General features: G+C 34.9%; 12 protein-coding genes and 1 riboswitch. Of the genes, 9 read left to right on the top strand and 3 right to left on the bottom strand.

Going from position 1 to position 16,065, the window contains the following annotated elements:
- Positions 1-178 precede the first annotated feature (178 nt).
- Positions 179-793 carry a deoxynucleoside kinase gene (locus tag ACRDEC_RS14985; protein WP_431499174.1) on the bottom strand — a complete coding sequence of 205 codons (615 nt, stop codon included), beginning with the start codon at positions 791-793 and terminating at the stop codon, positions 179-181.
- Entirely contained in the window at positions 793-1,584 is a 792-nt protein-coding gene (locus ACRDEC_RS14980; protein ID WP_431499173.1) for a hypothetical protein, read from the bottom strand. The genes ACRDEC_RS14985 and ACRDEC_RS14980 overlap by 1 nt, the downstream gene beginning before the upstream one ends.
- A 119-nt stretch (positions 1,585-1,703) precedes the next feature.
- On the opposite strand from ACRDEC_RS14980, the gene ACRDEC_RS14975 reads away from it, so the two are divergent.
- From ACRDEC_RS14975 to ACRDEC_RS14965, 3 genes are all read left to right on the top strand, one after another.
- Positions 1,704-2,603: a GLPGLI family protein gene (locus ACRDEC_RS14975; protein WP_431499172.1), complete on the top strand. Its 900-nt coding sequence runs from the start codon at positions 1,704-1,706 to the stop codon at positions 2,601-2,603.
- 124 nt (positions 2,604-2,727) lie between these two features.
- Complete coding sequence (locus ACRDEC_RS14970) at positions 2,728-5,463, top strand: carboxypeptidase-like regulatory domain-containing protein (protein ID WP_431499171.1); 2,736 nt, start codon at positions 2,728-2,730, stop codon at positions 5,461-5,463.
- Between the two features lie 114 nt (positions 5,464-5,577).
- The gene (locus ACRDEC_RS14965; protein WP_431499170.1) at positions 5,578-7,881 is read left to right on the top strand and encodes a hypothetical protein; all 2,304 of its coding nucleotides are present in this window, start codon (positions 5,578-5,580) and stop codon (positions 7,879-7,881) included.
- A gap of 54 nt (positions 7,882-7,935) precedes the next feature.
- On the opposite strand, the gene metK is transcribed toward ACRDEC_RS14965, so the two are convergent.
- Positions 7,936-9,186, bottom strand: a complete 1,251-nt coding sequence (gene metK / locus ACRDEC_RS14960; protein WP_431499169.1) for a methionine adenosyltransferase — start codon at positions 9,184-9,186, stop codon at positions 7,936-7,938.
- A 731-nt stretch (positions 9,187-9,917) separates the two neighbouring features.
- On the opposite strand from metK, the gene ACRDEC_RS14955 reads away from it, so the two are divergent.
- The 6 genes from ACRDEC_RS14955 to ACRDEC_RS14930 all read left to right on the top strand — a co-directional run bounded on the left by ACRDEC_RS14955 (position 9,918) and on the right by ACRDEC_RS14930 (position 15,700).
- Positions 9,918-10,091, top strand: coding sequence for a hypothetical protein (locus tag ACRDEC_RS14955; protein ID WP_431499168.1), 174 nt, complete (start codon positions 9,918-9,920; stop codon positions 10,089-10,091).
- 18 nt (positions 10,092-10,109) lie between these two features.
- Positions 10,110-10,559, top strand: coding sequence for an OsmC family protein (locus tag ACRDEC_RS14950; RefSeq protein ID WP_431499167.1), 450 nt, complete (start codon positions 10,110-10,112; stop codon positions 10,557-10,559).
- 115 nt (positions 10,560-10,674) lie between these two features.
- Positions 10,675-11,649: an alpha/beta fold hydrolase gene (locus ACRDEC_RS14945; RefSeq protein WP_431499166.1), complete on the top strand. Its 975-nt coding sequence runs from the start codon at positions 10,675-10,677 to the stop codon at positions 11,647-11,649.
- Positions 11,650-11,691: 42 nt separating this feature from the next.
- Positions 11,692-14,100 carry a bifunctional aspartate kinase/homoserine dehydrogenase I gene (gene thrA, locus ACRDEC_RS14940; RefSeq protein ID WP_431499165.1) on the top strand — a complete coding sequence of 803 codons (2,409 nt, stop codon included), beginning with the start codon at positions 11,692-11,694 and terminating at the stop codon, positions 14,098-14,100.
- A gap of 5 nt (positions 14,101-14,105) precedes the next feature.
- On the top strand, positions 14,106-14,525 hold the full coding sequence (locus tag ACRDEC_RS14935) for an OsmC family protein (RefSeq protein WP_431499164.1): 420 nt from the start codon (positions 14,106-14,108) through the stop codon (positions 14,523-14,525).
- Positions 14,526-14,527: 2 nt separating this feature from the next.
- Positions 14,528-15,700, top strand: a complete 1,173-nt coding sequence (locus ACRDEC_RS14930) for a trans-sulfuration enzyme family protein (protein ID WP_431499163.1) — start codon at positions 14,528-14,530, stop codon at positions 15,698-15,700.
- A 159-nt stretch (positions 15,701-15,859) separates the two neighbouring features.
- Positions 15,860-15,969, top strand: a riboswitch (SAM riboswitch).
- The last annotated feature ends 96 nt before the right edge of the window (positions 15,970-16,065 follow it).

The following is a 16,065-nucleotide window of genomic DNA, read 5'->3' as shown; positions in this document are numbered from 1 at the left end:
CTACTTGCGAAATAACAGCTAATTTAAAGCCCAAATTATAATCGCGTTGACTACGCTTTTCTGCGCTGTTTTCTGATCTATTCATAATAAGTCAATTTTATGTCAACTTATTTCAGGACGGGACATATGGAATAAAAAAGCCCTGAATTTTTTCAAGGCTTTTTGTTTTGTTTTTTGTCTAAAATAATCCGTTTAATTCGGCATCAATTCTATTGAAAATCAATCCTAAATCTTCCGGGTTGTCAACGAAATTTATATTGTCTACATCAATAATCAATAGCTTGCCTTTATCATACGTTTGAATCCATGCTTCATATCGCTCATTCAATCGGCTTAAATAATCTATTGAAATCGTATTTTCATAATCGCGTCCCCGCTTGTGGATCTGACCTACTAAATTGGGAATGGAACTTCTCAAATAAATCAGTAAATCCGGAGCTTTAACCAAAGATTCCATCAATTCAAACAGCGAAATGTAATTTTGGAAATCACGGTTGGTCATCAGTCCCATAGCATGAAGATTGGGAGCAAAAATGTGCGCATCTTCATAAATTGTTCTGTCCTGAATAATTTTTTTACCGCTTTCACGAATTTGTAATACCTGACGGAAACGGCTGTTTAGGAAATAAATCTGCAAGTTAAAACTCCAGCGCTCCATCTGATGGTAAAAATCATCCAGATAAGGATTATCAACTACATCTTCAAAATGCGGTTCCCATTTAAAATGTTTTGCTAAAAGCTTTGTCAACGTTGTTTTTCCTGCGCCTATGTTCCCTGCTACTGCTATATGCATTATGGTAAATTGATTTTATAATTGGTAATTCCTTCGGCTGTAAAAATAGCTAAATTTTGGTTTTTGTAATGAAAACTTAGGTAGCTTTTTTCAATATTTTCGATGGCTGTCTTTTTATTTTTCTCAACGTCAAATAAATACAGAATTTTGTCTTTTTGAAACAAAATAAACTTCTCATCAGAGATGGAAACTAAATCATATTCCGGAATTTGTCCTAATAATTTCTTTTTGCCAAAAATATCACAGCTGTAAAACTGATTTTTTGTATCAATCCAATAAAAATAGTTAAAATCGGAAATATAGTTCCGTATGTTTTGTTCAAAAGGCAAGCCGATGGTCTGATAAGAATTCTGGATAACATTGTAAAGACCTAGTTGTTGGTTTAAATTATTAAATACCCAGAGATTGTTTTGGGAAGACATGCCAATAGCTGTAGCAATGATTCCATCTTGTTTTTCCGAGAAATTAATTTTTTGAACTTCGCTTAACTGATTGTCCAATGCAATGACGGTATTGAAATTTTCATAAAAAAGAACAATTCGCAATGGATTTTGAATATCTACTCTTGTAATCTTGCCTAATGACAGGTTTTTGTATTGTACAAATTCCTTGTTTTTGATCTTGAAAAAAACATTATTTCGGATAAAATACTGATAGCCGTAAGAATCTTCCCCAACAAAAACGTCAGCTTGAATAAATTGTGAACTCATTTGGGATGCCACAGGATTAGTGTATTGGCAATGTGCTAAAAATGAGCTAAAAAGAATAGCGAAAAAGGGTAATAATTTCATAAAAGCTAAGGTAAGAATTAAACTATTTACCTGTATCAAAGTCCAATATTTTATTTAACAATCCTTTAGTAACAAAAGACAAATTCATTCGTCATATTTGTTGTACAAAAAGAAGTTTTATGAAAAAGACAATTATAGCTTTAACGCTAATTATATTCAGTACGTTTTCTCAAGCACAAGATTTTCAAGGAATGGCGGTGTATGAATCCAAAACAAGTACTGCTGATTTTAAATCCAGAATGTCTGAAAATAAAGATATTACGCCGGAGATGAGAAAAACAATTGAAGAAAGAATGAAAAAAGCTTTCGAGAAAACATTCATCCTCAATTTTGATAAAAATGCGTCTATTTACAAAGAAGAGGAAAAATTGGATGCTCCAGGATCACAAAATAGCGGTATGAGAATGATGGGTTCGTTTATGGGCGGAGGCGGAACTCATTATAAAAATATAAAAGAGAAAACGTTTGCAATTGATAAAGAAATGATGGGTAAGGAATTTTTAATCCAAGACTCATTGCCAAAATTAGAATGGAAACTAGGCCAGGAAACAAAAGAGATTGGCGGTTATATGTGCTTTAAAGCGACAGCAATGCAACAAGCCAGCAAAACCGATTTCAGAAATTTCAGAATGAAAAAGAAGGAAGAGGAGAAAGATAAAAAAGAAGCCGCAACAGAAAAACCTAAAGTAACAAACTTCATGAATGAAGGAGAATTGCCAAAAGAAGTTGAGGTAATAGCTTGGTACACTCCTGAAATTCCTGTAAGTCAAGGCCCGGAAGGCTATTATGGTTTGCCTGGATTAATTTTGGAAGTAAGCGCAGGTAAAACTATTATTTTGTGTTCAAAAGTGGTTATGAATGTGAAAGATAAAAAAGAAATAAAAGCACCTACCAAAGGGAAAGTCGTTACTCAAAAAGAGTTTGATGAAATCGTTACTAAAAAGATGGAAGAAATGCAGCAAATGTATCAGACCCGAGGCGGAAACGGAGGAGGAATGCAAATAAGAATGGGGAATTAATATGCAGAAGTATATTGTTTTAGCATTGTTCTTTTTTAGTTTATTGCCTGCTATCGGAACTTGACAGGTAAGTCGGACTATTTTCCAAAAAAGACTAAACCAAAATTAAAAGACAACCCAAATAATGAAATATATCTTTCTTCTTTTCACATTTCTGATTTCATCATTCTCATTTTCACAAAATATCCGATTCGAAGGAATTGTAAAAGATACCACAAACGTGCCTCTTGAAATGGCAAATGTCATGGCGGTCAACAAAGTGACAAAAGCGGTTGATGCCTATTCTATTACAAATGACAAAGGGAGATTTCTGTTAAACCTTAACTCCAATTCAACCTATAATGTCCGAATTACTTTCTTAGGGTTAAAAACCAAAAACCTTACTATTGAAACCAAAACTGAAAATATTGTTCAGAATGTGGTTTTAAGTGCCGATGCAAATGAGTTGGCTGCCGTTGAAATTGTTAGAGAAATGCCAGTTTCCATAAAAGGGGATACAATTATTTATAATGCAGATTCCTTTAAAGACGGAACAGAACGGAAACTGGAAGATGTGCTGAAAAAATTACCAGGGGTTGAAGTAAACAAAGATGGAGAAATAGAAGTCGAAGGCAAAAAAGTCCAAAAAGTGATGGTAGAAGGCAAAGATTTCTTTGACGGAGATACTAAAATCGCAACCAAAAATATCCCGGCAGATGCTTTAGATAAAATTCAGGTACTTCGAAATTATAATGAAGTTACTAATTTGAAAGGATTGGAGAACAACGAAGAAAGCGTAGCGATTAACATCAAACTGAAAGAAGGCAAAAAGAATTTCTGGTTTGGAGACATGACAGCGGGAATTGGTGTTGGGAATGAAAATGACCGGCATATACTGAACCCGAAATTGTTTTATTACAGTCCGAAATACAGTATAAACGTTATTGGAAACTTCAATAATATTGGAGAATTACCACTGACTATGCAGGATTATTTCAAATTTACCGGAGGATTTAAAAACATGATGAAAAAGGGAGGAACCAATTTTAATGTCTCTTCCAATGATTTGGGAATAATGGGTATGCGAAATGATCGCGCGGCTGCAATAGATACCAAATTTGGTGCGGCAAACTTCAGTTACAATCCTTCAAAAGCATGGACAATCAGTGGGTTTGGTATTTTTTCTGCTAATGAAACAGATTTGGAAACCAATTCGAAAACAGTACGAACTGATAAATTACCTGATGGAACTTCGGTTACAATTGCTGAAAACAGTCAGAATATTTCAAACCAAAAAAACAATTTAGGTTTGTTTAAACTAAGCTCAAGTTATGTTCCTTCCGAAAAAGTACATTTTGACTATGATGGCTTGTTGAAAATATCAGACCAAAATGAGGATTCGAGTGTTTTGTCCAGCATTTTTAAAGATGTATATACGAACAAAAAGCAGAAACCATTTTCGTTCAATCAGAACCTGAATTATTATTATACAATGGATGATAAAAATGTTTTCGCTTTCGAGATGCAGCATTTATATCAGGATGAAAACCCTTTTTACAACGCCAATTTATATAAAGACGCTTTTATTATTCCACCGCCATTTGCCTCTTTAGACGGTTATGATAATTCCCAAAATCGAAATGATATCAATCAAAATCGATTTGTAAAAACCAATAAGATCGATGCCAAATTAGATTATTATTATATGGTTACCCCAAAAAGCAACATCAATATTACGCTTGGGAATACCAATTCATATCAAAATTTTGACTCGCATATTTTTCAGGTAATGAACAATGATTCTCAGAATTTCCTAAACGACCCAAAAAATAATAATGATGTAAGTTATGCTTTCAACGATGCCTTTTTAGGATTGCATTATAAGTTTATTAAAGGGAAATTCACTTTCAATCCGGGTGTTTCGGCACATGCTTATTCTATGAATAATGAGCAGCTTGGGAGCGAATACAAAAAGACATTTTACAGATTTTTACCCGATGTTTACGCTTTATGGCAATTGAAAAAATCAGAAACACTAACGTATAATTTCTCATTGGCAAATAATTTTACCGATATCAATAAATTGGCTCAGGGATTTCTGGTTTCAAACTACAATAGTTTATTCAGTGGAAACAGAACATTGGAAAATTCGCTTTCTCAAGTCCACTCTTTGCGGTATTTTAAATACAATATGTTCAATTTTGAAAATATTTTTGCCAATATTACCTATACAAAACAAGTTGATGCGATCAAAAACAGAGCTTTGCTAACCAGTGTAAATCAGGTTTCATCTGCGGTTAATATCAATTCGAATTTTGCTGATGAAACGCTTTCGGGTAATGGTGCTTACGGGCGTTCATTTCTTAGGTATTATAAAGCAAGCACCCGCGTGGGACTCAATTGGAGTAAGTACAATAATATTCGTGTAAATTCTGATAATACAGAGTTTTTTCAAACTACAAAGTCATTTACGCAATCGTATAATGTGAGTTTTTCTACGAATTATAAAGAGATTCCCAATATAGAATTGGCATATAATTTTTCTGTGAATGATAATTTCAGCGATACGTTTTATACCGATGCGCCTTCCGTTACATTAAACTATTACTTCCTGAATGCTTTTTCGTTCACATCAGAATATACGTTTTATCACAACAGAAATAAATCGGAAACGGTGAATAATGAATATGACTTCCTTTCCGCAAATTTAATGTATCAAAGGAAAAACAGTAAATGGGAATGGAAACTTTCAGCAACTAATCTGTTAAATACAACGTCACTAAATGACAGTAGTTTTAATCAATTAGGAGGTTCGAGCAGTTTTTCAAGTTATATTGTTCAGCCAAGATATGTCATTCTGAGTTTAAAATACGCATTGTAATATGTAAAAGGCTGCTATTTAGCAGCCTTTTTTACAGATAATTTCTTGAAATGTTTACACAAATACTTCCTGCTTTGTAAAGTAACACCTACATTTGATTAAAATATCCCAACAATGAAAAAAATACTGATTGCTATGTTTTCTTTGACGGCTTTGTTTTCCTATTCACAGGAAAAAGGAATCAAAAACGGAACTTATATATCAACGAAACAGACCGAGAAATTAAAACTCAACTTATTAGACGGCAATAAATATGAACTCGTTTTTCTGTATGGAAATTATGAGAAAAAAGGCGACACATTGTATTTAGGAAACCAAGTAGGCAAAAAATCCTGTTTTTCCATAAAATTTGGCTCTGATGCTGCTGTTTCGAATAGCATTTCCATAAAATTAAAGAGCAAATACATTTTTTCCTATATGGCCCAAATATATGTTGGTGTGCAAGACGGAAGTTTGCCGATACAATATAAAAGGCTGTCAGAATTGGTCAATAAGGACAATCTTGATTACGATGCTGAAGAACTGAATTTTACGATTAACCGTTCGCAATACCTTTATCTGGCGCATGAAAATTATGAAGGTAAAGTATCGCTGTCGAAATATACAATTCCAAATAAGGTTTCTGAGATTGAGGCCGATTTTGAAATGAACGGTTTCACAGATCTTCAGCTGAAAGGATATTATAGCAAAGAAAGTGATGCATTTATCATTGCGGATCTGCTGGGCAAAAACCCATTGGCATTCAAACCGGAGAATCAAATTGTAAATGAAATCAAAAACGAAGCCCTGCCTGATGAAGTTAAAAATCTCTCTAAATGGACTTACGAAGGAAAAGATGAAGGAGATGCAGAAAACGGATATGTCGCTGTAGATTCAACTACGGCCATTGTGCCAAATTATAATTTCAAACTGAAAGCAGAAAATAATTTAGCCGATGCTCTTAAAGCCACTAAAAAGGCAGTAAACAAATACCTGGTTCTTTATTACGATCCGAAGAGTAAAAATGCCAAAAAAGAGTTTGATGCATTTATTCAAAACCAATCAACTGAGATAAGTTATAATTTATATGACGGATATGATGCGAAATTCGATTTGTACAATTATTATTTGGTAACCGATAAAGATAAAAAGTGGTTAAAAAACAGTAAAATTAATGATGTCCCGTGTACAGTTGTTGTTAATGCCGACGGTATTGTTCTCGCTAAGTTTGCAGGAAGCCCAGATGCAAACAAAAGTGCTTTTTATTATTATGATCCCTTTTATTCAAAATTGAAAAGAGTTGATGCGTTGTCTAATTTGAACACTGCCATTAAGTCAAAAAAAATATCAGATGTCGAATTGTTAAAGGCTTTTGCAGAAGTAGCTGCTTTAGAAAAGTATCCTTTAGATTACGCAACTGCGGTAGAACCTTCTGCTAATGTTGTTCCAGACAAATCAAAAACAATTTCGATTGAAGAAGTTGCGATTGAAGCTGCTGTAGTAGATACTGCTGCTGCTTATTATGAAGAAGTTAAATATAAATTGACGGGGATAAAATCGGATAAAAATCAAATACAATCTTCTTGGGAACGATTACTTAAAACTCATCAGAGAGACACAAAATCTGACATGAATCTGGTTGCTGTAATTTCAAAAGAGATCAACGGTGAGGGATTTTACAAACAGTTTTTCGGTGAAGAAAAAGCATTGGACAACACGGATTTTGAAGCAATCGAGTACTTGTTGAAACATTACGATGCCATTATAGCAGAACAGAATAAGCCAGTCGACAACGATGAATACGGATTGAACGATGAAGCGGGAAAAATAAACAATACAATTTCCAATGCATTGTTTAAAAATATCACCTTACTGTCGCTTGAGGGGTTTTCGGCAGAAAATCAAAAGAAAACAATTGAGGTGTATAAGCAGTTGGTTATTAAGGATAAAGAAAATATTGAGTTAAACAGGAGTTATTTCGGTTTATTGAACACTAATGTTGAAAAATTGGGCATGGGAGATTTTTATGTTGCCGAATATGATGCTTTCTTTAACACATTATTCAATGGTAAAACCGGAATAATTGAAAAAATAGATGAATTGTATACCAAAAAGGATGGCCGTAATTATGAAAACTGGGCCGATTTCAAGAATTACTTCTCTAATTTATCCAATGATGCCGCCTGGTTTGTAGTGACTAAATCCAAAAATCCGGAGCACATCAAAAAAGCCATAAAATGGTCTGAATCCAGTGCTGTTATTTCAAAAAATAACGCTTATTATTTAGATACTTTAGCACAGTTGTATTACAAAAACGGAGAAAAAGAAAAAGCAATAAAAACTCAGGAATTGGCTGTGAAATACGCCGATAATATTGATGAAGAAACAAAGCAAGACATCGAGGAAACGTTGGTAAAAATGAAAAACGGAACGTACTAAAACAAAAAAGCCTGGCTAAATTAATAGTCAGGCTTTTTTTATTCTGATAAGCTATTACAATCCAAAAGCTGCTTTTACTTGATCTACAAAATCTAATTTTTCCCAAGTGAATAATTCAACAGTAATTGTTTTTTCTTTTCCGCCCGGAGCTTTAAAAGTTTTAGTAACGGTTTCAGGTTTTCTTCCCATGTGTCCGTAAGCAGCAGTTTCACTGTAAATCGGGTTTCTTAATTTCAAACGCTGCTCAATAAAATAAGGACGCATGTCAAAAATTTCTTCTACTTTTTTAGCAATTTCACCATTGGTCAAAGCTACTTTTGAAGTTCCGTATGTTTCAACAAAAATCCCCATTGGTTTTGCCACTCCAATTGCATAAGATACCTGAACTAAAATTTCGTCAGCTACTCCTGCAGCAACAAGGTTTTTTGCAATGTGACGTGTTGCATAAGCGGCACTTCTGTCTACTTTACTTGGATCTTTTCCAGAGAAAGCACCACCTCCGTGAGCTCCTTTTCCGCCATAAGTATCTACGATGATTTTTCTTCCTGTCAATCCTGTATCACCATGTGGTCCTCCAATTACGAATTTTCCTGTCGGATTGATATGGTATTGGATTTTATTATTGAATAAATGCGCGTATTGAGGGTATTTTGAGATGATTCTAGGAATTAAGATATCAATAATGTCCTTCTTGATTTTAGCCAACATTGTAGTTTCTTCATCAAAATCATCATGTTGAGTAGAAATTACAATAGCATCAATTCTTGTTGGCTTGTTGTTATTGTCGTATTCTAATGTTACTTGTGATTTTGCATCAGGACGAAGGTAAGTGATAGCAGTATTTTCTCTTCGTAATTCCGCTAACTCCTGTAATAATTTATGAGATAAATCAAGAGCTAATGGCATTAAATCATCAGTTTCGTTAGTTGCATAACCAAACATCATTCCTTGGTCACCTGCACCTTGATCTTCCTTATTTGCTTTGTCAACACCCTGGTTAATATCTGAAGACTGCTCGTGAATAGCTGAAAGAACACCACAAGAATTGGCTTCAAACATGTATTCGCTTTTTGTATATCCGATTTTCTTGATTACGTCTCTTGCAATTTGCTGAACATCAAGATAAGTGTTCGATTTTACTTCACCAGCAAGAATTACCTGACCTGTAGTTACTAAAGTTTCACAAGCCACTTTCGATTCAGCATCAAATGCTAAAAAATTATCGATTAACGCATCTGAAATCTGATCAGCTACTTTGTCCGGATGTCCTTCACTTACTGATTCTGACGTAAATAAATATGCCATAATAAAATTATTTTTAAATTAATTTTAGTGACGAAAAAAAATAAGATTGCAGGGGAAAGGCTAAAGAAGTGTTTCTGCTTTAGCATTTTTTTAACGAGGTTGCAATCAGTACAAATTTTTCCTCACGATTTTCGACTGCAAAGGTATGAAACGAAATTGAATTCCAAATTAATCTTCACTTTTTTTTGAAATCTTTATGAAAATCAATCTTTTGGGAAAAACTAAATACGTAGTATTTAAATATATATACCCGGCTTTCAAATGTTAAATTTTAAAATTATATTTTTTTAATTCAAAAATAGTTCAGAAGTTTGCTCCATCAAAAGTAAAGTAAAAATGAATTTAACAATGCGCAATATGTGTTATATGATGTGGAAAATTTCTGCAGGGGACACTATTGCATAATTTTAAATTTTTAAAATATACAATCAAACCTCTGCCAACCGCAGGGGTTTTTTTATGCAACAATACTAAAAACAAATCTTAAGTAATACCGAATTAGGACAAATGAAAACTACAGCAGCAAAAAATAATATGATGAACGGAATGATGTGCATGTATATGTGTCGCATCCCGCATTATTGTTGCCAAAAACGGAGGAGTTAATCTCTAATTATAGTTCAAAACTGTAAAGCCCTTTTGGTAACATTTCCAAAAGGGTTTTTTTTATTCCGGATGTATTCAGGAATGACACAGTCCGATTAAAAAATAATTCATTAAAAATTTAAGTCATGTCAATACTAAATAAAAAATTAAAAATATTCCAGTCTTCTGCAAAGCAGGAAACGCCTGAATTCAAATCTATAGAAAAACAATTAACAGCGGAAAGTGAGAAAACACTAAAAATTTCAGAACTGCTGCTTTTTCAAATTAACTCTGGAGAAAATGAAATCCTTTTCATCTAATCGGATAAAACGATAAATATGAGCAATAAATCAATAAATATAACAGGTTTTTCAGAGAGTAATAATCAGTTTGTGGTTAAATCTCAGGGGTTTAATGTGAGAATAAGTAATAATGTGTCTAATGATGACAACAATGATCCGAGCCCTGCAGAATTTTTGCTGGCGGGGTTTGCCGGCAGTATAAACGCTGTTGGAAAACTGGTTGCAAAGGAACTTGAAATCGAATTAGAATCATTATTGGTTGAAATTTCAGGGGAACTGGAAACAAAGAAAGCGGAAGGTTTACGGACACGTTCAAGAGCCGGTTTCAGAAAAATTGAAGTACTGGTGAAGCCCGTATCCGATGCGCCACTCGGACTTCTGAAACAATGGATTGATGAAGTAAAGGAAAGATGCCCGCTTCGGGATAACTTGATAAATTCAACACCGGTTCAGCTGACTTTGCTGAAAGAATTTAAAGCAGCTTAAGCGATACAGATACAATTGATTTCTTTAATAGAGAATCTAATTTAGTTTTTGTTTTTTGTTTGTTAAGACTGTCTTCAAAGTTTAGGTTGAAGGCAGTCTTTTAAAAAAATACACAGTGAAAAATTTGCACAAAATAGATCTTTTTAATGTTGATTTAGAGGTTGGGAAACAAATAAAACACCTTCCTCTTTTCTATCAAACTTTCGGCCAGTCCATCCAAGACTCTCCTGTGGTTTTAGTAAATCATGCCTTAACCGGGAATTCGCAGGTTATGGGTGAAAACGGATGGTGGAACGAACTTATAGGAAGCGGAAAAACAATCGATACGGAAAAATACTGTGTGATTGCTTTTAATATTCCAGGTAACGGATTTGACGGAGATCCTGAAAATTTGATAAAAAACTATAAGGATTTTACAACAAAAGACATTGCTTCCATTTTTTGGCAAGGCTTGGATTTTTTAAAGGTAACAGCGCTTTTTTCGGTAATCGGAGGAAGTTTAGGAGGTGGAATTGCTTGGGAAATGACTTTTTTAAGACCTAAAAATATTCAGCACTGTATTCCCATTGCGACAAACTGGAAAGCAACAGACTGGCTAATTGCCAATGTTTTAGTACAGGATGCTATTTTGAATAATTCGAAAAATCCTATACACGATGCCCGATTGCATGCCATGTTGTTGTATCGGACACCTCAATCGTTAAAAGAGAAATTTAATATTCAAAAAGAGGAAAATCAGGAAGTATTTCAAATTGAAAGCTGGCTGATGCATCATGGCAACAAATTGCAAAACAGGTTCCGATTACAGGCTTACAAGTTAATGAATCATTTGTTGAAGACGATAGGCAGTACAATTGTCATGGAAAGCTGGGAATCATTTATCCAACAGACTGAATCAAGCATACATCTGATAGCGGTAAACAGCGATTATTTTTTTACAGCAGATGAAAACAGAGATACTTATGACGAATTTAAAAAAACGAATTTAAAAATCAGGTATCATGAAATTGATTCAATTCACGGGCACGATGCCTTCCTGATTGAATTTGAACAGTTGGGTGTTTTTTTAAAACCAATATTCAGCAAATAATTACTAAACACTATAATAAATAAAAAACAAAAACAAGAAACAATGAAAATACTAAAATTTGGAGGGAAATCACTTTCTAACGGGAAAGGAATTGACCAGGTGGCAAGCATTATTGCCAAGCGTTTTTTTGATGGAGAAGCTATTGCGGTTGTCGTTTCAGCACGCGGAAATGCAACAGACGAACTTATTGCAATACTGGATTTAGCTCAATCAGGAAAGCCATATACACAACTATTTGACGAATTTACAGCATATCAAAGAGAAAATTTAGCACTTTCTTTTTTTGAAAATGAGTTTTCAACGCTGTCAAAATTATTCGAAGGAGTAAACCTTCTTGGAGATTACAGTGAAAAAATCAAGGATCAGGTTATTGCTTATGGCGAAATCCTGTCTGCAAAATATGTAACGGAAATCCTTAACCAAAAAGGACTCAAAGCTACCTATGTTGATGCCAGAGCGCTAATCAAAACCGATGCAAATTTCGGAAATGCACAACCCATCGAAACAGTTTCTAAAAAGAATGTACTTAAATTTTTTAATTCCAAAGAGGAAATATATGTCGTAACCGGGTTTATCTCGTCTACGGTAAATAGCGAAACCACGACATTGGGCAGAAACGGAAGTAATTATACGGCTTCTTTACTGGCTAATTATCTGGATGCAGAAGAATTTCAGAATTTTACTCACGTAGACGGTATTTACACAGCAAATCCTGAATTGGTTTCTGATGCCAAAAAAATTGAAAAACTGTCCTTCAACGAAGCAAATGAACTGGCGAATTTTGGTACTAATATTCTTCACGCCAAAACGATAATTCCATTAGTCGAAAAGAACATTCCGCTTCGGATTTTAAATACTTTTAACCCAGATAGCGAAGGGACATTAATTACTTCTGAACAAACGGATGAAGGAATCAAATCGCTTTCAGTCCTGAATAACGTTTCTTTACTTAATCTCGAAGGTAGAGGTTTACTTGGAAAAACAGGTGTTGATGCCCGAATTTTTAAAGTAATGGCTGATAATGCGATCAGTGTGAGTATCATTTCTCAAGGGTCTTCTGAAAGAGGAATTGGGATTGTTGTCAACACTGATAGGGCTTCAGACGCATTAATCGGACTTGAAAAAGAATTTGAAACCGATTTTTACACCAGAGATGTCAACAGAATTACGGTAGATGATAATATTTCAGTCATTTCTATTATTGGACAGGATTTGAGTACTTTCCACAAACCGTACACAGCACTAATCAAAAATAAAATTGTCCCTATTTTATTCAATAATACAACTACGGGAAGGAATATCAGTTTGGTTATTAAGAAATCGGATCTGAATCGGGCGTTGAATGTAATTCACGGGGAAATCTTCGGAGTGACTAAAAAAATCAATATTGCAGTTTTCGGACATGGAGTCGTTGGTGGAACATTAATCAATCAAATTCTCACTTCTGCTCAAAAGATTGAAGAGAGAAAAGGAATCAGACTCAATCTTTTTGCGATTGCTAATTCTAAAAAATTATTGCTGAGAAAAAACGGCAATTCAGAAGACTGGAAACAGGAAATTGCTGAAAAAGGAATAGACTATACTATCAATGATGTGGTCAGTTTTGCCAAAGAAAACCATCTGGAAAACCTAATCGCCATCGACAATACGGCGAGCAAAGACTTTGCAGAGAATTATTTTGAATTGATTGAAAACAGCTTTGACTTGGTTTCTTCTAATAAAATAGCAAACACATTAAACTATGATTTTTATAAAAAGCTAAGAAAAACATTGGCCAAAAATCAAAAAACCTATTTGTATGAAACGAATGTAGGAGCTGGTTTGCCTTTAATCGATACAATTAAATTACTCCACCTTTCCGGCGAAAATATTACGAGGATAAAAGGCGTTTTCTCAGGTTCGTTAAGTTTCCTTTTTAATCATTTTTCAAACGAGGATAAAAAATTCAGTGAAGTACTGAAAGAAGCCATCAGCAACGGCTATACCGAACCGGATCCAAGAGAAGATTTATGCGGAAATGATGTTGCGAGAAAACTTTTAATTCTGGCAAGGGAACTCGATTTGCAAAATGAATTCAACGAAATTAAAATCCAAAATCTTATTCCGAATGAACTCGGGGAATTATCAACATCTGATTTTCTTGCGAATCTTCACGAACTGGACGATCATTACAACAAATTAAAACTCAGCCAAAACCGCGGAAATGTACTGCGCTATGTTGGGGAACTTTCCGGTGATTTGCAACAGGACAAAGGAATGCTGGAAGTTAAGCTGGTTTCTATTCCGGAAAGCTCTGCTTTAGGGCAGTTAAAAGGTTCCGATTCCCTTTTCGAAATTTATACAGAATCGTATGGAGAAAGACCAATCGTTATTCAAGGTGCCGGTGCCGGTGCATCAGTAACGGCCAGAGGTGTTTTTGGAGATATTTTAAGAATTGCAGATAAAGGATAACAGCTATGAAAATTACATTAAAAAGAGTCAACGAAAATTACCATTTCGAACTGCAAAACGAACGCGGACATAAAGTTTATTTAGACAGTCGTGCCGAGTTTGGAGGAAATGATCTAGCGCCAAGTCCAATGGAATTCCTGCTTATGGGAGTTGCCGGCTGCAGCGCCATCGATATTATTTCTATCCTAAAAAAACAACGTCAAAATATTACCGACTATTATGCTGAGGTGGAAGGAGAAAGAGTTCAAATTGAAGAAGCGAAACCTTTCAAAACAATAACAGTTACAATCTATCTTGAAGGTACTATTGACGAAGAAAAAGCGCAAAAAGCAGCACAGCTTTCTTTCGAAAAATACTGTTCCGTATCCAAAACAATTGAACCAACGGCAACTATCGATTATCAAATAAAAGTCAACAAAAAATAACAATGAGCAATTCACAATTTGGGTTCGAAACTCAAGCCATCCGTACACAAACCGAACGTTCACAATATTTAGAACACTCTGTGCCATTATACCTGACCTCCAGCTTTATTTTTGAAGATGCGGAAGATATGCGTGCTTCTTTCGCCGAAGAAAAGGAGAAAAACATCTACAGCCGGTTCACGAATCCTAACACATCCGAATTCGTAGAGAAAATTTGTCAAATGGAAGGTGCTCAAGCCGGCTATGCTTTCGCAACCGGAATGGCAGCAGTCTATTCTACGTTTGCGGCTTTGCTGAATTCTGGAGATCATATTGTTTCCGTAGGAAGTGTTTTCGGTTCAACGCATACTTTATTTACCAAGTATTTCCCTAAATGGAATATTACTACAAGTTATTTTGATATCAACCAGCCCGAAACGATTGAACAGTTCATTCAGCCGAATACTAAAATCCTTTTCGCCGAATCACCAACCAATCCCGCTGTAGATATTATCGATTTAGAACTGTTGGGACAGATTGCCAAAAAACACAATCTGATCTTAATTGTCGACAACTGTTTTGCCACGCCTTATATTCAAAACCCAATTCAGTTCGGAGCGGATCTGGTCATTCATTCGGCTACCAAATTAATCGACGGACAGGGACGTGTGCTAGGCGGAATAACCGTTGGCCGGGAAGATTTAATTCGGGAAATATATCTTTTTGCAAGAAATACAGGCCCGGCTTTGTCTCCATTTAATGCCTGGGTATTGTCAAAAAGCTTGGAAACGCTGCCGGTTCGCGTGGAAAAACACTGCGAGAATGCACTAAAAGTAGCGGAGTTTTTAGAGAATCATCCTAACGTAAATCGAGTAAAATATCCGTTTCTGAAATCACATCCGCAATACGAAACTGCCAAAAAACAAATGCGTCTTGGTGGAAATATAGTGGCTTTCGAAATTAAAGGGGGCATCGAAGCAGGCAGGAAGTTTATCGACAAAATTCAATTGTGCTCTTTGTCAGCAAATCTTGGGGACACGAGAACTATCGTAACACATCCGGCTTCCACAACGCACAGCAAGCTGACGGAAGAGGAGCGTTTGGCGGTTAGTATTACTGACGGATTAGTGCGTGTTTCTGTGGGATTGGAAACGGTAATTGATGTCATAAACGATTTAAAGCAGGCGCTGGAGTAATTTTAATCAATAGAAAAACAATTTAACGGAAAAATAATTTATAAAATTAAAATATAACAGAATATAAATCTGTTTTGGGATTAAAAAAAGGCATTGTGTAGAAAATATTTCTAAATCTGATTTTTATTAGTACATTTGCACCGTTCATAAATGTATTGATTGTTATCACGAAAGCTGGAGGGAATAGACCCGACGAAAGCTTAGCAACCCTTTACCACGAAGAAGGTGCTACATTCTATCTCGTTTTTTGGAACGAGAACAGATAACCTAAAGGAATTTTCTCCCTTTTCACGATAACATATGTATTTTTTTGAAGCGAATGGCTTGCGTTTTTTTGTAATCCATTTTCCCGCTTTTCGCTATAT

Origin of the sequence: Flavobacterium sp. (genome assembly GCF_050696275.1) — a bacterium.
Taxonomy (GTDB): Bacteria; Bacteroidota; Bacteroidia; order Flavobacteriales; family Flavobacteriaceae; genus Flavobacterium.
Note: the sequence above shows the minus strand (reverse complement) of the source record. Positions and strands in the feature narration are given on the sequence as shown.